This is a genomic window from Oxynema aestuarii AP17 (genome assembly GCF_012295525.1).
Lineage (GTDB): Bacteria > Cyanobacteriota > Cyanobacteriia > Cyanobacteriales > Laspinemataceae > Oxynema > Oxynema aestuarii.
The window spans coordinates 4,418,784-4,439,055 of the sequence record NZ_CP051167.1 but is presented as its reverse complement, the minus strand read 5'-3'; the positions used below and the strand labels follow the sequence as shown (position 1 = coordinate 4,439,055).

Sequence of the window (20,272 nt, the reverse complement as noted above, 5' to 3'; positions counted from 1 at the left end):
TCGCGCGATCGCAGGATTGAAGAAAGTATAGCCAGTTCGAATAAAAGCGATCCCCAGATATTGTATAAATTTCGTCATCGATGGCGATTGGATCGACCTTAATTGAAAAATTGAAATGACTACCCACAAAGAAAGGGGAGGCAATCGTTTAAGATGAGCTCCCCTGTAGTCAACATGTATTTCGCAAATCTCTAGTAAATCCGCATTGCGCTCTTTCCCAATCGCTTAACTGAGTGATTAACAAGCTCCAACCCGAGCAAAAACGACCTGAAACGTTTTGAGAATAATCGACAAGTCGTAGAGAGGATGCCAACGGGTTTGATATTGCAAATCTAAGGCGACAATTTGATCGAAATCTTTGATATTAGAACGACCACTGACTTGCCACTCTCCGGTAATACCGGGTTTGACATCTAAACGACGCCAGTGATGGTCGTTGTAATGCTTGACTTCATCGGCAGTTGGCGGACGGGTTCCGACCAAGCTCATTTCTCCGAGAAAGACATTCCAAAATTGAGGGATTTCGTCGAGGCTGGTTTGGCGTAAAAAGCGCCCCACCCGAGTGACTCGCGGATCGTTTTCGTTTTTAAAAATCAAGCCTTTGGCTTCGTTTTTAACTTTGTTTTTTAATTGGTCGGCGTTGGTCACCATCGACCGAAATTTATAAATTTTGAACCGTTTTCCTTGGAGTCCGTACCGTTCTTGACTGTAAAAAACGGGGCCGGGGTTTTCGAGGGTGATGGCGAGGGCGATCGGGATGAAAATGAGAGCTAAGAAGAACAGACCGACGAGGCTCCCTAAAATATCGATCGCCCGCTTGAAGATAGAGTAGGCAGAAGGATGAGCGTTGCGATAATCAACGAGTTGTAAGCAAGAATCCGTCATTGTCCTCATCACTCCAAAATTGAAGGTTATTACTAAAGAGGCGATAAAAAAGGTTTTGGCTAATTGGCATTTGAGTGGTTGGCTTTGAGTTAGCCTTGAGGACTCACGAGAGTGAATCGGAACTCAACTCGGGTGAGCGATCGCCCTGATTGATGTCAATCTTACGTAATCTCACGGAGATGTCTATGCCTAAATGCCGTTTTCTTGGAATCTTCACACTGATTTGCTGGTTTTTAAAGTTTTGGTGAAGGGGGAGGGGCGCAAACCCCGTTAAACTGGGGCGATCGCCGATTGTCAAGGGAGAGGCTTCCTGCAAGAAATCTCAACAGTTGCTCGGATCGTCTTGGGGAAGTCGCCCGCTTCGGGAAAGGCGAGTGAGGTGGGCGTCTCGCTTGTGTCGCGACATCCGGCGCCATGTAACTCACGATAAAAGACGCTAAAAAGCCTGTATTTAAAGGAAAACATCGAATTTTGAATCGCTCGTCTCTGGCGATCGTCTATACTTGAGCTGTACTGCGAGGGTCGCTCGGTTTACAGATAGTCCGATGCCCTCTCTAGTTTGCTAGTTTCAGGGGAATAACTATGTTCTCCGGGAAAATACGAGGGCGATCGCCGCATCTGCCCTGTTGCCACTCCTCCCCGAAATTGCCCCCGTATTACTACGGAGTCTCTCCCCTAACGGCTCCCACCCCACAGGGGAGATCGGGCGATCGCGATCGCGGTTTTTAAAATGCAAATAAATCGTGAAAAGTAGTGTAAATAAAAGGACTGAAAACTGGGCAGAAGCTCGACTAAAACGCTATAATATAAACAGTTAACTTCTCAGGAAATCACCTTGAAAATGCGATCTCGACAAGAGTATATCAAGGGAATCAAAGGGATTGAAGCGCAACAAAAAGGGGAAGTCTTTTCCCCGGCAATGGTCGAGAAAATCATCGGTTATCCTGCCCGTTGGAAAACCTTAAAAAAAGCCGAACTCGCGCGGTTGCTGACGGCGTGGCAAGAGCTGATGGCTCAGTGTCCGCATCCAGACCGATGGCAACGCGTGGAATGGGGCGATCGTGCGGTGTCGTTGAGTGCTGCGGGGCGCCGTTGGGTGGACTATTTCGGGTTTGCCACCCGGGGAGAAGCACGAGCCTTTTTAACTAAAATTCTGCCCCATTGTCGTTGGGCGATGATTCGTCCGAGTGGGAAGCGCTTGAATGCGAGTTTTGAATGTAAAGTGTGGGGATTGTCGGATGCTGAATTGAATCGAATGGTGAGGGAAGAAGAGGTGAAAAAAGCGGCGATCGCGCGGCAATTGTACGAGGCGATCGCGCGACAGCTTTCTCACTCGTTAATCCAGCGATAAATCGCAGAAAAATAACAGAGGCGATCGCCCTCGGTGAAAGGGCGATCGCCGCTTGAAAACCAACTGAAAAAACGACCGACTCAATCCGACTCGATCCAGGCGGCGAGGAGGGTGACCGAGACTTGTAAATTCGGATCGTCGAACAACGCCTTGAGGGCCGGGGTACCGCCGCGCTTCAAAACTTGGCGTAAATTACGTTTTAACGTTGGATTCTTGCGAATTTCAGCCTCGATCGCCCCTTCGACTTCCTGGAGATTGGACGTTTGGGCCGCCACTTTACCGAGCAACTGCCGGACTTGCGATCGCAGGGCCTGTTCGTAACTGACCGACGAGGCGGGCGATCGGCTTCCCGGTTCGGAGGCGAGGGAGAGTACCCCATCCGACCCGATCGCCGTTGGGGAAGAGGGGGCGCGATCGCCGATCTGAGCCACTGCGCGCCCGACATCCACCCCCGTCGCCGATCGCACCTGTTCTAGAAACGAAGCAATTTTAGCCGCATTATTACCATGACGAGAATCGATCGCCGTCACCTTGTCCACCTCCACCTCGGGAACCGTGTCGGCGATCGTTTTCAACAGCACTTCCAACTTCTGATAGAGAAAGATTTCCCGGGCTTTCGGTCCGGCAGCTTGCCACGATTGGGTCAGGCGCTTCGTCCCCAACGCTTGGGCCTTGCCGTCTTCCACGATCTGCGCCGCATTCCCCTTCGCTTCGGCGATCGCGCGCTTGCACTGGGCCTCCGCCGGAGCGACCACATCCGCCTGCAACTGCTGCTTGACCTGCTCGATCCGTTCGCGCTGGACCGCCACCTCCGCCTGAGTGCGCGCCACTTCCGAACCGATTTCCGCTTCCGCTTCCGCGACCAGGGCCAAGCGTTTCGTCATCGCATCTTGCACCCGCCGTTCGGCTTCGGCGCGGAAAATTTCCAAATCCCGCTCGATCCGCTCGATCGCCGTCACCCGGTCGTTTTCCGCCGTGCGAATCGCCGAGGCGGCGCGAGCTTGGGCTTCGGCAATGCGGGCGTCGCGAACCAGTTCCGCACTTTGTTGGCGCCCGATGGAGTCGAGATAACCCACTTCGTCGGAAATATTTTGAATTTGCAAATTATCGAGCACTAACCCGAGTTTTTCCAAATCTTCCTCGGCTTCGTCGAGCAAACTTTTGGCAAACGCAATCTTATCCTCGTTGACTTGTTCCGGGGTCAACGACGCCAGGACGCCGCGCAAATTGCCTTCAAGGGTTTCTTGGGCGATTCTTTCAATTTCCTGACGGGTTTTCCCCAACAAGCGCTCGATCGCGTTGTCAATAGTCGGTTGTTCCCCGGCAATTTTAATATTGGCGACCCCTTCCACATTTAAAGGAATCCCCCCTTTCGAGTAAGCATTGGTGACGCGCAACTCGACGATCGTATTGCTCAAATCCATTTTGAACGTCTTTTCCATCAACGGAACGCGCAGACTGCTGCCGCCTTTGACCAGTCGGTAGCCGACGCGGCGACCGTTGGGGAGACGGCGGGAACTACCTGCGAAAATCAGCACTTCGCTCGGCTGACAGATGTAATATAAGTTGCGGATGACGAACGTCCCCAAGCCGAGGGCGAGCAGGGGAGTGCCAACGACAACGGCGATGATAATTTCCATGATTGAATTCTCGTTTAAGATTCGCTGCGGTCGGACTGGACGTGGTTGAGGGTTCCCATCACGTCGATCCCGAGAGTGCGATCGACGCGATCGAGGAATTGGCGGACCATTTCGGGATAGGCGTTGACGAGACTGGCGATCGTTTTGCCATCGCCGTTGTCGATGACGTTAATTTCTTTTAAGTGAACTTTTTGAGGAATTTGCGACGCCTGACGCAAGACCATTTCGATCTGTTGTAAGAGAAAGACTTCGGAGGCATCGGCTCCGGCTTCGCGCCAAATTTCGGAGAACATATCGTTAACTTGGGCTGCAGCTTTGGCATTTTCGGCCAAACTGGCGGCTTCGCCGCGTGCTTGCAGTTCGCGGGCCAAACGGCGGGCGTCGGCGGGGAGTACCTCGTCGGCTTCGAGACGGAGACGTTCGAGTTCGGCGCGCACTTGTTGCAGGAGTTGTTCGGCTTTGGCGCGGGCTTCTTTGGCGGCGGCGATCGTGCGTTCTTCTTCCGATCGCGCCTGCTGTTCGAGTTCGGCTTGAATCTTTCTCAGTTCGTTTTGTTTTTGCTGGATCGAGGTTTGGGCTTGGGTTTTGGCGACTTCCGACTGACGTTCGCACTGGGCTTCGACGCGATCGGCTTCTCCTTTGGCGTCGGATTCGGCAATTTCGGCATCGCGGACGATCGCGGCAATTTGGCGGCGACCGATGGAGTTGAGATAGTCTACTTCGTCGGAGACGCTTTGGATTTTGAGGGTATCGAGTTGCAAGCCTAATTTGGCGAGGTCGTCGCGGACGTCGGCGGCGATGCGTTCGGCAAATTCGAGACGGTCTTCGTTGAGTTGTTCCGGGGTGAGGGTGGCGACGACGCCACGCAAGTTACCTTCGAGGGTTTCGCGGGCGACTCGGGCGACTTCGGTGCGGGAACGGTCGAGAAAGCGTTCGATCGCGTTGCCGACGATCTCGGGATCGCTGGCGATTTTGACGTTGGCGATCGCCTGAATTTGCAGGGGGGTTCCCCCTTTGGAATAGGCGTTTTTGACTTCGACGGGAATCGGCATCGTGGTCAAGTCCATGCGCTTGACGGTTTCTAAGATCGGGATGCGGATCGCCCGCCCGCCAAAAATAACCCGATAGCCGACGGTGCCGTGTTTGGTGCGTCGTTTGAAGCCGGATAAAATTAGAATTTCATTGGGTTTGCAAATAGACAGAAAGGTGTTGAGAAACCAGATGAATAATAAGGCAAAAAAAATGCTTCCGGCGATCGGTAAAGCCGTTTCGAGGTCTTGTTGAAATTGGCTTTTTTCTCCAGAACTGACGTTTTCTCGTCCGACTTGGGCGATTTCAATCCATTGGGATCGATCGTTATCAATTTGTTGAATCATTGTTGTTAGGGAGAATTGTTAATCGTAAACTTTCGACTGGCGATCGGTTATTCTCCTTCTTCCGATGGCACGACCCAGACCGTGCTGTTTTTCATGCCGATAATGAAGGTGCGATCGCCTCGGGAAAAGGCGCGATCGCTGTCGGTATAAGCGCTTAACGAGAGTGAAGTTCCTTTGATCTTGAGATTGACTTTTCCTTTGCTGTCGCGATCGAACGGTATTTCGACGATCGCCGACCGACCCATGAGGTCTTCGGGACGCACGAGGCTATCGGCTTGCGATCGCTGCAAGTAGCGCAGGATCCAGGCGATCGCCGAACCGCACAGCAGACCGACGGCGATCGCCACGAGGAAGACGACCGTCCCCGGTAAGCCGGGGTTGAGTCTGGAGAGTACCAGTCCGCTCAAACCGAAAAAACAACTGCCAAACGTCCAAAATTTGAGGCTAGAAAAGGGCAAACTGACGAGGGTTTGAAGCCAATGGCTTCGGGCGTCGCTGGCTTGCGATCCGTCGGCAGTGGTTCCCTCTTTGAGTTCTAAATCCGGATCGAATTCGATGCCGAACTCGACTCCATCTAACCCCGCGATCGCCCCCAAAGCGACGAACACTCCGCCGACAACAAAGCAAATGGTATAGATCGCGTTCATGTTAAAACGTTGAGTCTCGATCGAAGATCTACTCACAATTTTGACAAAATAAACTCGCGGACAGTACGGATGTAAAAAAACTTAGTCAAAACCGACGGCAACCGCCCGTTTTGTTGTCGAGTTGGCGGCGGGGCGATCGTGGCGGCTAAAATGATTTCGATCGCGGAATTTTTAATCAGTATTTTGAACCCAGATCCGGCAAATCGTGTCCGGACGATCGGGGGGGAAGGGAGGAAGGAAATTCTCATCTATCGCCGTTGACGAAGGGGGTAAAATCTTAAAACTTTGCTGCCCGTTCGGCTCCCTCGACTGGCAGATACGGACGGGGGCGAGGCGGTACCGATCGAGAGGAAGCGCGCGCTGTAAGTATGGCTATGAGAGGATTTGGGCGAACGAGCGATCGCGATTCCGGCGGCGATCGGCGAGCGCGCCCACGAGGAAGGGGCGCTTCACAAAACCTCTCAAAAAGTAAATTGTCCGCGAGCCAATGGACAAGTTAATGGGGGGATGATTTAGGATGGCAACAGATGGGGTGCGCCGTATAAAAACAAAAGTACAATTGAGACACCGGAAAAGTTTCTTTTCGTCCGAGGAAACGATCGCTCGCTTTGGTGTAGCCCGCACCCTTGCCAGCTCAAGAATTTTAAGGATTGACAACCAGGGCGCAACAACAGGAGCAAGGGAGTTTCACTCGGTTCGAGATGGCGTCCAATAGGTGAAAGAGTCAGATCTACCAGGATGGGGTTTATGTACGGACATGGGGAGTCATCGAGAAATCCAGAAGGGTTCAATCGCTCGCGATTGGATGCCGATCCGATGCGTCTCGTTTCGACGATTTTTTTCAATTTATCCACGGATTTATTCGCCATTGCGGGAACGGACGGCTATTTTAAGCGGTTGAATCCGGCGTGGACGAAAATCCTCGGCTGGACGAACGAACAGTTAATGGGTCGTCCCTGGATCGAGTCGATCCATCCGGAAGATCGCGCCACCATCGAAGCGACGTTAAGCGAGCGCGGACCGTCGAAATTCTCCTTTGAAATCCGCTTTCAACACCAAGACGAAAGCTATCGCTGGCTTTCCTGGAAAGGCTCCCAATATCCCGACGGACTGACCTATATTGTCGCGCGCGACATTACCGAAAAAAAACAAATTGAAGCGGCTTTGCGTCAAAGTGAAGGGCAATATCGTTCCTTGGTCGAAACGTCCAAAGATCTGATCTGGTCGGTGGATTTAGAATACCGTTGGACTTTCGTCAATCAGGCGGCGCGGGAGATTTACGGTTGCGATCCGAGTGAAATGATCGGGCGATCGTTCCTAGAACGAGTCCCGCCGGAACAACAGCCGAAAGATTTAGAGGTTTTTGAGAAAATCACCGCCGGAGAACCGTGTTTGCGCTACGAAACCAAACACCGACGGGCCGACGGAACCCCGGTTTATTTGATTTACAACGCGATCGCCGTGTACGACGAAACGGGTCGGGTCATCGGGACGACGGGGACGGCGACGGATATCACCGAACGCAAACAGGCGGAAGCCGCACTGCGCGCTTCCCAACAAAAACTCGCCATTCATGTCGAACGGACGCCGTTGGCGGCGATCGAGTGGAATCTGAATTTTGAAGTCACCGACTGGAATCCGGCGGCGGAAGTCATGTTCGGCTACAGCCGCCGGGAAGCGTTGGGACGTCAGGCGCTCGATTTGTTGGTCCCCGAACAGGCCAAACCCCTCGTCGCCAACGTATTGCAGGAGCTGATCGAACAAAAAGGCGGTACGCGATCGACGAACGAAAATCTCACTAAGTCCGGAAAGACGATCGTGTGCGAGTGGTACAATACCCCCTTGGTCGATGCGAACGGCACGATTATCGGCGTGGCTTCCTTAGTTCAGGATGTCACCCAACGGGTCGCCGCCGTGACGGCGCTGCAACAAAGTGAGAGTCGGTTTCAGAAGTTGGCGGCGAACGTTCCCGGCGCGATCTATCAATTTCTCAAGCGAACCGACGGCTCGATTTGCTATCCGTTTATTTCCTTCGGTTGTCAGGACTTGTTGGAACTATCGCCGAAAACGATCCGCAACCATCCCGAGGCGATCGTCGAGCTGATCGATCGCGAAGACCGTCCCAGTTACGAAGACTCCGTGGCGGAATCGGCGCGAACCTTGCAGCCGTGGATGTGGGAAGGGCGGTTTATCACGCCTTCGGGAAAATGCAAGTGGTTGCAATTTGCCTCGCGCCCGGAGAAACACGACAACGGCGATATTCTGTGGGATGGCTTGGTGATGGACATTACCGATCGCAAAGAAGCGGAAGCGGCAGTTACCCAAAGTGAGGCAAAATGGCGATCGCTGATTCAAAACAGTTCCGACGCGATCGCCATTCTCGAAGCCGACGGGACGATCCGCTACGCCAGTCCTTCCGTCGAAGGTATTTTAGGCTTTAAAGTCGCGCAATTGGTCGGTCGAGATTTCCTCGCTTTCGTCCATCCGGAAGACCGCGATCGCGTGCGCCACGCCTATCAAAAACTCTGCGCCGATTCCCGCACGACCTTGCAAATCGAATACCGCCAACAGCACGCGAACGGGTCGTGGTTGTATATGGAGTCCGTCGGCTGTAACTTGCTCGACGAAAGTGCGATCGGCGGGTTGGTGGTCAACTCGCGCGATATCAGCGAACGCAAACTCGCGGAACAGGCGCTCAACCAAGCCAACGCCGACCTGGAACGGCGGGTCAACGCGCGCACGGCAGAATTACGCAGCAGTCTCGAACAGTTGCGCGTCGAAATTGTCGAGCGCGCCCATGCGGAAGAAGCCCTACGCGCCAGCGAGCAGCGCTTTCGGGCGATTTTTGAAGATGCGGCGATCGGGATTGCGGCGATCGCCCTCGACGGTCGCATTCTCGACAGCAACCCGGCCCTGCAAGAAATGTTAGGCTACAGTGCCGAGCAGTTGCGCGAGAAAACCAACGAAGCACTGACCGATCCCGACGATCTCGCGATCGAAAGCGCCCTGAGAAAAGAGATCGTCAGTGGGCGCAGGGATTACTATCAGATCGAGAAACGCTTTCTATGTCGCGAAGATCGGCGCATTTGGGTGCGCTTGAGCGTGTCCCTGGTACGCGACGGGCGCGGGAATCCCCAATTCGCGATCGGGATGGCGGAAGATATCACCGCCCGCAAACAAGCGGAAGCGGAACTGATTCTCACCCGCAAAGCCGTGGAAAGTTCCAGCGACGCGATCGCGATCGCCGACGGTGACGGTCGCTATTTGTATCAAAATGCCGCCTTTTGCCAACTGTTCGAGTACGAGACCCCGGAACAACTCAACGACGCAGGCGGTCACGACTTGCTCTATGAAGACCCCCAACTCGCCCGAGACGTGTTCGAGACCGTCACCCAGGGGCGATCGTGGAGTGGGGAAGCGATCGGAAAATCGAGAGGCGATCGCACCATCCCCACCTTACTGCGCGCCGACGCCATCAAAGACGCCTCCGGTCAAATCGTCGGACTCAGCTTTACCAGTACCGACATCTCCCACCGCGTCCACGCCGAGGAAAAACTCAAACAAGCTCTCGCCGCCGCCGAAACCGCCAACCGGGCTAAAAGTGCGTTTCTCGCGAACATGAGTCACGAACTGCGCACCCCTCTCAACGCGATTATCGGCTACAGCGAATTCCTCTGCGAAGAAATGGAAGACCTCGGTTACGACGACCTCATCGGCGATCTCGACAAGATTAAAACCGCCGGAAAACATCTGCTCGCCTTAATTAACGATATTCTCGATATTTCCAAGATCGAAGCGGGTCGCATGACCCTTTACGTGGAAGAATTCGACCTCGAAGTTCTGATCGACGAAGTGTTCAGCACTGTTCATCCCGCCGTCGAGAAAAAGAACAATACCCTCAAACTCGAATACGACCCCGACGTCATCCCTACGATGACCGCCGACATTACCAAAGTCCGCCAAATTTTGCTCAATTTACTCAGCAACGCCGCCAAATTTACCGAAAATGGGACCATCACCCTCTCGGTCGAGAAAGAGGCGATCGCCCCCGACGGCGAAGACCGCGAGGGATTTGTGATTTTTAGCGTTAAAGATAACGGGATCGGCATGAGTCCGGAACAACTCGACAGCATCTTTCAAGCCTTCGCCCAAGCCGACGCCTCCACCACCCGCAAATTCGGCGGGACGGGTTTGGGATTGGCGATCAGCCAGCGCTACTGTCAGATGATGGGCGGTCATATCACTTGTGATAGCGAATTCGGCCAAGGTTCGGTGTTCGTCGTCCGTCTGCCCTTGCATTTACCGACGGAGGCTTAGAGACTGTCGGTCGATGTAAAAACTCATACAGAACACAATGGAAAGGTCGAGAGAGTTGCGGTTTTTATAAACAGTTCGATCTACCTCTTGAATTCATTGGCGATTGCACTCAATTGCACTGAGGCGCGCCAACGGCGATCGCCCCGTCAATGCGCCAAACGAAATCTGAGATAATCAATACCCTAATCTCTAGATTCGAGGAAAACGCGATGCGACTGTCACAAATGTTCTGGGTGACCCAACGGGAAGACCCCGCCGAAGCGGAAATCCCCAGTCACAAACTCTTGCTGCGTGCGGGTTACATCCGTCGGATCGCGAGTGGGGTATATGCTTATTTGCCCTTGATGTGGCGGGTTTTACAAAAGGTCTCGCGCATCGTTCGCGAGGAAATGGACGCCACGGGGGCGCAAGAATGCTTGTTACCGCAGTTGCAACCGTCGGAGTTGTGGAAAGAGTCGGGACGCTGGGAAACTTACACGAAGGCGGAAGGGATCATGTTTTCCCTGATCGATCGCCAAGACCGGGAAATGGGCCTCGGACCGACCCACGAGGAAGTGATTACGGCGATCGCCCGCGATTCGATCCGATCCTACCGTCAGTTACCCTTACACCTGTACCAACTGCAAACGAAGTTTCGCGACGAAATCCGCCCCCGCTTCGGGTTGATGCGCGGTCGCGAATTCATCATGAAAGATGGCTACTCGTTTCACGCCGACGAGGAGAGTTTGAAGCAAACTTACGCCGATATGGACCGCGCCTACCGTAATATTTTACGGCGCTGCGGCTTGGAATTTAGAGCGGTCGAGGCGGATTCCGGGGCGATCGGCGGTTCCGGGTCTCAGGAGTTTATGGTGCTCGCCGATGCGGGGGAAGACGAGGTCTTGTTCACCGAAGATGGGAAATATGCCGCCAATGTGGAAAAGGCAGTTTCCCGGTGCGCCGATGCGGAACCTTCGCCGTTCGCCCGCTACGAAAAGCGGGAAACCCCGGGAACGGAAACGATCGCCACTCTGTGCGAGTTTCTGAACTGTTCGCCGACTCAGGTGGTCAAAAATGTCCTCTATCAGGTGGTTTACGATAACGCTACGGTGGCGTTGGTGTTGGTGAACATTCGCGGCGATCGCGATGTCAACGAGGTTAAACTGACCAACGAACTGACGAAGTTGGGCGATCGCTTCGGCGCCAAAGCAGTGTTAGCCCTGGAAGTGCCTTCCCCGGAGGCCCAACAGAAGTTGATGGCGAAACCGTTACCTTTGGGCTATATCGCCCCGGATTTAGACGACAGCTACATCGCCGCCAGCAAAGAGGTGCATCCGAAATTCCTGCGTCTGGTCGATCGCACGGCTGTGGATCTGAAGAACTTCGTCACCGGGGCGAATGAGAGTGGCTGTCACGTGGTCGGTGCCAATTGGGGGGTGGAGTTTGCCTTACCGGAGTTGCAAGTAGACGTGCAGAAAGCGACGGCGGGCGATCGCGCGGTCCACGACCCCGGCCAGATCTTACAAAGTGCGAGGGGGATCGAGGTCGGCCACATCTTCCAGTTGGGGACGAAGTATTCCCAAGCCTTGGGCGCGACCTATACGAATGAAGACGGGGAAAATCTGCCGTTAGTGATGGGGTGTTACGGGATCGGCGTGTCCCGGTTGGCTCAGTCTGCGGTCGAGCAGTCTTACGATAAAGATGGGATCGTTTGGCCCGTGGCGATCGCGCCGTATCACGCGCTGATCGTAATGCCCAATGTTTCCGACGAGCAACAAGTCCAAGTGGCCGATCGCCTCTACCGGGAATTGAACGAATTGGGCGTGGAAACGTTGTTAGACGATCGCCCGGAACGGGCCGGAGTCAAGTTTAAAGATGCCGATCTCGTCGGGATTCCCTACCGGATCGTCACCGGGCGATCGCTGAAAAATGGGAAGGTGGAAGTGGTCGATCGCTGCTCTAAAGCTTCTCAGGAACTGGCGATCGAAGATGTAGCCCGGACGGTCAAACAGTGGGTTGACGAGGCGATCGCGCCATCGAAGTAATCCCGAGGCGGGCAGTTTGCCCGCTTTTCACCTCCAGCTAAATCAACATGCGATCGCATGAACTTGGGTGTCGCCGAGATCGGTCTTAGAATAGCGGCGATCCTTTGCAGCCTGGAATCGTACTTATGGATGTCAACGAATTGCGCGATCGCTACGCCCGAGGCGATCGGGATTTTAACGGAATCGATCTCACCGGAGCGAACTTAGCCGACCTCAGCCTTTACAAAGCCTCCTTAAAAAATGCCTGCTTGACCCGCGCCTCCCTCACCGGGGCAGACCTGCGCGGCGTCAACTTGCAAAGCGCCAACTTAAGCGGCGCCTTAATGAACGGCATTTCCTTAACCGGATCCGACTTACGCAACGCCGACTTGAGCGGCGCCTCCTTGCGCGAAGCCGACTTATTCCGCACCGACTTATCCGGTGCTATCCTCAAAGGCGCCGACCTCCACGAAGCCGACCTGCGCGAAGCCACCTTATGGGATGCGGATCTCAGCGAAGCCTCATTGTGCGAAACTGACTTGCGCAATGCCTGTCTCAATGGTGCCAACTTGCACAAAGCCGACTTACGCGAAAGCCAGTGGTACAGCACCTCCCTAGTGCGCGCCAACTTGCACGAAGCCGACATCCGAGACGCCGATCTCACCGGGGCAAACTTGCAAGGCGCCACCCTTCCCGACGGGACGCCGCACGAATAAGACTCAAATCCGGCTATCGATAGCCGGATTTGAGGGAGGATTTCGATGACCTTTGGAGATCTTGCTCAAGATTTTATCGTTAAACTTTCGTCTGGCAAAAAACGATTATCTTTAAAAGTGCTAAGTAGGACAGGATAAAAACAAGAATTTATATTAAGAAAAGTCAAGAAAAAAAGGAGACAAGAGATGGGAGCAAGAATGAGAGTGTTTTTGAACAAAGAAGAAGAGAGAACGTTATGGGAACTGCGAAGTGCAACAACCAGGGTAAGCTCATCTAATTTTGTAGCCAATTCACTTGACAAAAGCAACAAAATGTCCATAAGACTGGATTAAATAAATTTGGTTAAGATCGAGATGCATCGAAATTGAGAGTGTTTTGAATTCAAGATTATATGCTAAAGGTTTTTCCCCCATGGTTGAAGCGAAAAACAAAAAGACCGGGAGTCAATTTCAATCCATCCCCTCTATCTCTGAAGTACAAGACAATTTATTGAGTTATGTGGAAGAAATTAAAGACCCTCGCTCACACCAACCTCAAAAACATTTATTGAAAAATATTTTAGCGATCGGGATTTTAGCCGTTATTGCGGGTGCGGAAGGATGGGAAGACATGGAAAATTACGGGCTTAGCAAATATGTTTGGTTAAAAGAATTCTTAGCCTTACCCAATGGCATTCCTTCTGATGATACGTTTCGGCGAGTTTTTGAACGGATAAACCCCCTGGAGTTAGAGCGAATATTAGCCCGATGGCTTCAAAGTATTATGAGGTCTTTAGTGGGAGAAGTAGTCTCGATAGATGGGAAATGTCTGCGAGGCTCTTATGACCGAGAAAAGGGGATTAAAGCGTTAAGTTTACTGACCGTTTGGCCGGGGAAACAACAACTAATTTTAGGAAAAGTCAAGGTGCAGGATAAGTCCAACGAAATTCCGGCAATTCCCACTTTGTTAAAGTTATTAGATCTTCAAGGAGCTGTCGTCACGATTGATGCTCTAGGGACTCAAGTTAAAATTGTTCAACAAATTCAAGCCCAAAAAGCTGATTATGTCCTCGCCTTAAAAAAGAATCATTCCACCCTTTACACCCAAATTGAAGAAGAGTTTGAATCCTTAAGAAAATCTCCGAGCAACCCCAGTGAAGTGAGCTACGAACAACGCCTTGAAAAAGGACATCATCGGGTTGAGAAACGACGAGTTTGGGCGATTCCCATTTCCCAATTTACCCATCTTCATCATCAAGAACAATGGTGCGGACTTCAAACAATTGTCGTGGTCGAACGAATTCGTCATTTCTCGAATAAAACAACTCGGGAAGTTCAGTTTTATCTGTCTTCTCCTCCAGCTAATGCTTCCCTTCTAGGCAAGATTATTCGACAGAACTGGGGAATTGAGAACCAAGTTCATTGGGCTTTAGATGTAACTTTTAATGAAGATTACTGTCGGATTCGTTCCGGTCATACTCCTCACAATTTATCTTTACTCCGGCGCTGGACTTTGAATGTTCTTCGTCAAGAAACCACTCTTCGGCGCAGTTTGCGACAAAAACAGAAACGAGCCGCGATGAATAACGACTACATGACCACTGTTCTCAAAGCCTTTTGTCAAGCCTGATTGAGATGCTCTTACCCTGCTTAAAGTAGCAAGAACTTAATAAATATAAAGGAGATCGCTTGAATGAAACCTACCAACTGGAATGAATATTTATCAGAAAATAATCCTTGGACTAAAAGATTGATAGGATTAGAAGACTTTTCTAGAACCCGAAACATAGGACAGATTGAAGCCGAGTACAATCGAGTAAAATATGGTCAATTGGCAGACTATAACGGCGATTGTATAGAAGCATATAAACAAGAAGAATTTAAACGCGGCGGATTTGATGATGGCGATGATTTTTTCATTTCTTTTGAAGAAAATCTTTTTAAAACTAAGTTATTTATGGCTCGTTCCATTTTTTATTCATTAATTACTCATACTGTAAAAAAGTATAGCTCGGATACTTTATGCGAACTGGGCTGCGGCTATGGTTATAATTTATCATACTTAAAAAACACAGTTTCTTTGGTATATGGTGGAGAATATTCAAAGAATGCTGTAGAACTTGGCAAAAAACTTAACTTGAACGTTATTCCATTTAATTATTATGACTCCAATGATTATCAAATAATTAAACCAAGCAGTACAATTTTAACAGTTCATAGTGTAGAACAGATTCCTAATGCAGAATGCTTTATTGAAGGCTTATCTAGTGTAAAAAACAATATTGTCACAGTAATAAATATAGAACCTAGTTTTTTGCCAAGTAGACACACTTTAGTCGGATGTTTAAGAAATCGTTATATAGAGCTTAATGATTATAACAGAAATTTATTTTCTTTACTAAAAAATAGGAATGATATTGAAATCATCCATTACTCAGAAGATATTTTTGGAATTAATCCATTAAATTCAGCCAGTTTAGCGGTGTGGCAATTTAAGTAGGTTTTTGTTTTCTGGCAAGTAGGATAGGATCAAAAAAAGGATATTTTTTAAGAAAAGTCAATACAAAAGGAGACAAGAGATGGGAGCAAGAATGAGAGTGTTTTTGAACAAAGAAGAAGAGAGAACGTTATAGGAACTGCGAAGTGTAACAACAGTCAGTCAACGAGTAAAACACCGAGCCAAATGCGTTTGAGTAGCAAGGGTTCGTATGTAGAAAAAATAGCAAGTTACTTATATTGTATAGCGAAACCGTAAGAAAGACGCTATCAAACTGGGAAAAGAAGGGATTAGGGGGGTTATGGGAAGCACCATGAAGAGGAAGGCGAAGAAAGTGGCAAGAAGAGGACATAGAGTATCTAGAGGAGAAGCTCAGAGAAGAAGAGAGAAGCTATAACAGTGCTCAACTAGCAGAACAATTAAGCAGAAAACGACAAGTAAAATTGTCAGTTACTCAAAAAAGCGGGGCGATCTGGAAACGGACAAGAATAAGTCATCAACAAAAATAAGACCCTGTACAAAGGCAAAGGAAGCAGAACGATCTAGAAATACTGGAATTAGCAGCAGCCGGGGAAATCGACCTACTGTATGGGGATGAATCAGGATGCTATATGTAGAGTCCCTCAAGCTACAGCTACTACTTTAGAGGATAACAAAAACGACAAGAACAAACGAAAAAGCGGGGGAAACGTTTAAATATCATGGGCTTATGGTAACCGTTAGTCAGTTTTGTTTGTAGTGTGGTGCTAGGGAGTTATTCAAGTAAGGACTTTATAGAGTTGATGAATCAACAAGCTCAAAAAGCAGCAGAGATTTATCAACAAACAGGTCGGATCCGCGTTATCGTCTTGGATAATGGCTCAATTCATACCAGTAAGGTGGTGAAAGAGAAACAACCTGAATAGGAGCAACTAGGGCTTTACTTATTCTTTTTACCTCCTTACTGCTCAGAAATGAATCCAATCGAGTTAGAATGGGAGCATCTCAAACGAGAGGAACTATCGGGTCAGATATTTGAATCGGAATCAGAATTAGCATATTGCGTAACCATGGGACTCGAAGCCCGAGGAGAGCGTAATGGACATCAAGTAGAATATGTCAATCTACGATCTTCTTCATAATACTTTACATACATACCTCTTTTTTCTCGCACTACTTATCTTCAAAAGAGTTACTCAGATACAAATATTTTTCCTGAATTCAAATCTGACATTTTTGCTTGTTGATTCATCCAAAAAAAATCGCCATGAATCGAGTATTTGCTTACGGTTCAAATCTGGATCCGCAACGGTTGAAATTGCGCGCGCCTTCTTGGGATGGAACCTTTAAACGCGCGCGATTACCCCAGCGAGAACTACGGTTTAATAAGCGGTCTTTCAAATATGGAGTTGCCGCCAATATTTTTCCCCATCAACATCGAAGTGTTTGGGGAATTGTTATCGAACTTAATCGGGAAGATTTAGCGGCGATCGATCGCTGTGAAGGATTTCCCATTCATTACGATCGCCTCTCCACTCAGTTATTTCTCGACGATCGCCGGGAAATTTCTGCTTACGTGTATCGAGCCAATCCCGAGTTTATTTTAGAAGGAAAAACCCCCAGTTCTGACTATCTCAATTACGTTGTTCGCGGCGCTCAAGCTTGCAGTTTACCGGAAGACTATATTCGGGCGATCGCCCGTTTGGGAAAAACTGAGTCATCGGTAAACTAAATGGGAAATATCCTCTCAATCTTTCGATGGTGCCGAAGTAGGGGTTTGGCAACCAAATCCCTACTAGATTTTTTTTATATTTTCTTGATAACAAGTCTCTAATACCGAATATTTTCAAAAATAATGAGAGAGATCGAGGGTAAGGACACGGCACTGCCGTGTCCTTACAGGCGATCCATCTGCATCTACTGTTTAGAAAAATAGTATAATACCTTCTTCAAAAACAGGACAAAAAAATGGCATCGATCGCCGATGCCACGAGAAATCAACTTGTAGAAAAATCAACCAAATCTTCAGAACCAATCAGGCGCCGACCGCTTCTTTGGCGGCATACATCACTTCGAGGGTAATCTCATCCATGCCTCGTTCGCGGGCGAATTTCTCCGTATTGCGCTTGACTTTACCGCGCACAAAACCGGGAACTTTATTTAATTCCGCTTGAGCATCTTTGGTCCAGTTCAGATCGGAATCGGCAGAAATCCCCTTGTGAATCGCTTCTTTGGTATCGTGACCGCCGAAAATTTCGAGTAAGTGATCTTCCATTCCCAAGGTGAAGGAGTTGTAAATCAAATCGACAATTTGATTCGCACCTTCATAACCGACAAACGGTTTGTAACCGACGGGGAAGTTTTGAATGTGAATCGGGGCCGCAATCACGCCGCAGGGAATATTCAAGCGCTTCCCGACATGGCGTTCCATTTGGGTTCCGAAGATTGCCGAGGGTTCGAGACGGGCGATCGCATCTCCAATCGCTCCATTATCGTCGCTAATCAGAATTTCGTCGCAATATTCGCTTACTTGTTCGCGGAACCAGTCGGCATCGTATTTGCAGTAGGTTCCCGCTAAGACGACGTTAATCCCCATTTCGCGGGCGAGAATTTTGGTAATCGCGACGGCGTGGGTACTGTCACCGAAGACGACGGCTTTTTTACCCGTGAGGTTCTGACAGTCAATCGACCGAGAGAACCAGGCGGCTTGAGAGACAAACCGGGTTTGATTGTCGATGTACTCTTCGTAATCGACGTTACCGCCTTGCTGATTGATGACTTGCTGGATTTTGCGGAGGCAGCGCGCGGTTTCGACGATTCCCATCGGGGTGATGTCGATGTAGGGCATCGAAAATTCTTCTTCGAGATAGCGCGCCGCGATGAGACCAATTTCGCGATAGGGAACGAGGTTAAACCAGGCGCGGGTGAGGTTTTTGAGGTTGTGAACGCAGGCCCCTTCGGGAATAATTTCGTTAATTTCGATGCCGAGATCGGCCATCAGGCGCTTGAGTTCGGTGGTGTCGTGGTTGTTGTGGAAACCGAGGGTGGTCATCCCGATGATGTTGACCGAGGGTTTTTCGCTTTTACCTTCGGGAAGTTCGCCTTTTTTCTTGGCTTTTTCGAGGTAGTAGCGGACGATTTGACCGAGGGTGCGATCGGCGGCTTGCAGTTCGTTGACGCGATAATGGTTGACGTCGGCAAGCATGACGTCGCCTGTAGCTTCGAGTTGGGCGCGTTCGACGAAGTTGGCGAGGTCTTCTTGCAGGATGCTGGAGGTGCAAGTCGGGGTGAGAACGATCAGATCCGGTCGTTCTTCTTTATCTTTACGGACGATGTTATCGACGACTTTTTCTTGAGAACCGCGCGCGAGGACGTTGCGATCGACGATACTAGCCGTTACTGGGGTAAAGTCCCGTTCCCGTTCTAACATCGATCGCATGACGTTGAAGTAGTCGTCGCCGAGGGGGGCGTGCATGATCGCGTGAACGTTTTTGAAGGAACTGGCAATGCGAAGGGTGCCAATATGCGCGGGACCTGCATACATCCAGTAAGCCAATTTCATACGGTATTCTCCCTTGTGTGGATTTTTTGGGTGGATTTCTGAGGTGGATCGAACTCGGCCTGGGGGTGAGTTGGGTTTGGCGTCGGAGGTGTTATCCGAATCGCGATTTCTAGGGTAAAACTAAAACAACTTTTTAATTGTTTTGTGCAAATAATCTTAATTTTTGGGTGGGCTAATTCTACGGTTTAGGCTTTCGATGGCGAAGGGAAACTGTGCGGGCGATCGCGGTTTCTGGCGGCACTTTTTGGCGAGGGAATCAGTTAAAATACTCACGAAAAAATACCTAAACCAGGTGTAGAACGGGCGATCGCGCCCTGCCTTGCGGTCTTTGAGTTCAGGGTAATTGTGAATTGAAGTGAAGTAAATTTTCAATTGTTTTTATTAAAACTTAATTTAAAATTATTGTTTATTTTTAATGTTTTTTAATGTTTTGAAGTTGAAAACCGATGATTTTTATGCAATCGCGGGCCAAAGAGGGGAGGGGCGAAAATTCGTCCCTCCTGGTAACGATCGGAAAAAATAAACAAGGGATGGGTCGGCGATCTAACCTTCTAAAGCCGCCCGTTGGGCCACAAATAATTCTTGCATTCCCTTTTCGGCGACATCCAAAATGCGATCGAGCTGGGCGCGGCTAAAACTGCCTTCTTCGGCGGTTCCTTGCAATTCGACGATCTCCAGGCGATCGTTCATGACGATGTTGCAGTCGATCTCGGCGGCGACATCTTCGGTGTAGTTCAAATCGAGATAAGGTTCGCCGTGTAATAAACCGACGGAGATCGCGGCGATTTGATGGCGGATCGGCGATCGCGCCAACGCTCCGGCGGCGACTAATTTATCCATCGCCATCGCCAGGGCGACAAAACCGCCTGTAATCGCCGTGGTGCGGGTTCCGGCGTCCGCTTGCAAAACGTCGGCATCGACGATCGCCGTGCGTTCGCCGAGGGCTTCCAAATCGAGAGCGGCGCGCAAACTTCGCCCGATCAAACGCTGAATTTCTTGAGTGCGTCCGGACAGTTTCATCAGTTCGCGGGTTTGGCGTTGGGGGGTGGCGCCGGGAAGCATTCGATATTCGGCGGTCAACCACCCTTGTCCCTTCCCTTCTAAAAATTTGGGGACGCCGTCTTGGATGCTGACCGTACATAACACTTGGGTATCGCCGCAGCGCGTCAGCACGGAACTGGTGGCGAAGCGGGTGAAATCTTTTTCAAAGGTAATCGGACGCAGGCGATCGGATTTTCGACCGTCGGGACGCTGCCAATTCATAATTGAGATCGAGCTGTGAAGGTTGACGAGTGGGAGGAGTGGGGAACCGATGGCGCG

At 50.4% G+C, this 20,272-nt stretch carries 15 protein-coding genes and 1 pseudogene; 9 read left to right on the top strand and 7 right to left on the bottom strand.

The window, feature by feature from the left end; genetic code table 11:
* Window positions 1-237 precede the first annotated feature (237 nt).
* Window positions 238-885: a sugar transferase gene (locus HCG48_RS17900; RefSeq protein WP_210437077.1), complete on the bottom strand. Its 648-nt coding sequence runs from the start codon at window positions 883-885 to the stop codon at window positions 238-240.
* 841 nt (window positions 886-1,726) lie between these two features.
* Between HCG48_RS17900 and HCG48_RS17895 the strand changes: the two genes are divergently transcribed.
* Entirely contained in the window at window positions 1,727-2,236 is a 510-nt protein-coding gene (locus HCG48_RS17895; RefSeq protein WP_246260143.1) for a hypothetical protein, read from the top strand.
* Between the two features lie 80 nt (window positions 2,237-2,316).
* Here HCG48_RS17895 and HCG48_RS17890 read toward each other — a convergent pair whose 3' ends face one another.
* The 4 genes from HCG48_RS17890 to HCG48_RS17875 are packed head-to-tail and all read right to left on the bottom strand — an operon-like array spanning window position 2,317 to window position 6,147.
* The gene (locus HCG48_RS17890; protein ID WP_168570365.1) at window positions 2,317-3,876 is read right to left on the bottom strand and encodes a flotillin family protein; all 1,560 of its coding nucleotides are present in this window, start codon (window positions 3,874-3,876) and stop codon (window positions 2,317-2,319) included.
* Window positions 3,877-3,890: 14 nt separating this feature from the next.
* On the bottom strand, window positions 3,891-5,252 hold the full coding sequence (locus tag HCG48_RS17885) for a flotillin family protein (RefSeq protein WP_168570364.1): 1,362 nt from the start codon (window positions 5,250-5,252) through the stop codon (window positions 3,891-3,893).
* A gap of 47 nt (window positions 5,253-5,299) precedes the next feature.
* Window positions 5,300-5,899, bottom strand: a complete 600-nt coding sequence (locus HCG48_RS17880) for an NfeD-like protein (RefSeq protein ID WP_168570363.1) — start codon at window positions 5,897-5,899, stop codon at window positions 5,300-5,302.
* 32 nt (window positions 5,900-5,931) lie between these two features.
* Entirely contained in the window at window positions 5,932-6,147 is a 216-nt protein-coding gene (locus HCG48_RS17875) for a hypothetical protein (RefSeq protein WP_168570362.1), read from the bottom strand.
* Window positions 6,148-6,637: 490 nt separating this feature from the next.
* Between HCG48_RS17875 and HCG48_RS17870 the strand changes: the two genes are divergently transcribed.
* The 8 genes and pseudogenes from HCG48_RS17870 (at window position 6,638) to HCG48_RS17840 (ending at window position 17,122) form a co-directional block, all read left to right on the top strand.
* Window positions 6,638-10,216 (top strand): PAS domain S-box protein, encoded by a 3,579-nt coding sequence (locus HCG48_RS17870; protein WP_210437075.1) that lies wholly within the window; start codon window positions 6,638-6,640, stop codon window positions 10,214-10,216.
* 209 nt (window positions 10,217-10,425) lie between these two features.
* A complete protein-coding gene (gene proS / locus HCG48_RS17865) occupies window positions 10,426-12,240 on the top strand; it encodes a proline--tRNA ligase (RefSeq protein ID WP_168570360.1) in 1,815 nt (604 codons plus the stop codon).
* 125 nt (window positions 12,241-12,365) lie between these two features.
* Window positions 12,366-12,935 (top strand): pentapeptide repeat-containing protein, encoded by a 570-nt coding sequence (locus tag HCG48_RS17860; RefSeq protein ID WP_168570359.1) that lies wholly within the window; start codon window positions 12,366-12,368, stop codon window positions 12,933-12,935.
* Between the two features lie 412 nt (window positions 12,936-13,347).
* A complete protein-coding gene (locus HCG48_RS17855) occupies window positions 13,348-14,544 on the top strand; it encodes an ISAs1 family transposase (RefSeq protein ID WP_168570358.1) in 1,197 nt (398 codons plus the stop codon).
* A gap of 63 nt (window positions 14,545-14,607) precedes the next feature.
* Complete coding sequence (locus tag HCG48_RS17850) at window positions 14,608-15,414, top strand: class I SAM-dependent methyltransferase (protein ID WP_168570357.1); 807 nt, start codon at window positions 14,608-14,610, stop codon at window positions 15,412-15,414.
* Window positions 15,415-15,550: 136 nt separating this feature from the next.
* Window positions 15,551-16,313: pseudogene (locus tag HCG48_RS17845) on the top strand (IS630 family transposase); the annotation flags it as partial.
* A 51-nt stretch (window positions 16,314-16,364) separates the two neighbouring features.
* Window positions 16,365-16,532, top strand: a complete 168-nt coding sequence (locus HCG48_RS26910) for a hypothetical protein (protein ID WP_375339317.1) — start codon at window positions 16,365-16,367, stop codon at window positions 16,530-16,532.
* A gap of 125 nt (window positions 16,533-16,657) precedes the next feature.
* Window positions 16,658-17,122: a gamma-glutamylcyclotransferase family protein gene (locus HCG48_RS17840; RefSeq protein ID WP_168570356.1), complete on the top strand. Its 465-nt coding sequence runs from the start codon at window positions 16,658-16,660 to the stop codon at window positions 17,120-17,122.
* Between the two features lie 303 nt (window positions 17,123-17,425).
* Here HCG48_RS17840 and bchB read toward each other — a convergent pair whose 3' ends face one another.
* Together bchB and rph are read right to left on the bottom strand one after the other, a co-directional pair.
* Complete coding sequence (gene bchB / locus HCG48_RS17835; RefSeq protein WP_168570355.1) at window positions 17,426-18,952, bottom strand: ferredoxin:protochlorophyllide reductase (ATP-dependent) subunit B; 1,527 nt, start codon at window positions 18,950-18,952, stop codon at window positions 17,426-17,428.
* 543 nt (window positions 18,953-19,495) lie between these two features.
* A complete protein-coding gene (gene rph, locus HCG48_RS17830; protein WP_168570354.1) occupies window positions 19,496-20,215 on the bottom strand; it encodes a ribonuclease PH in 720 nt (239 codons plus the stop codon).
* Window positions 20,216-20,272 lie beyond the last annotated feature (57 nt).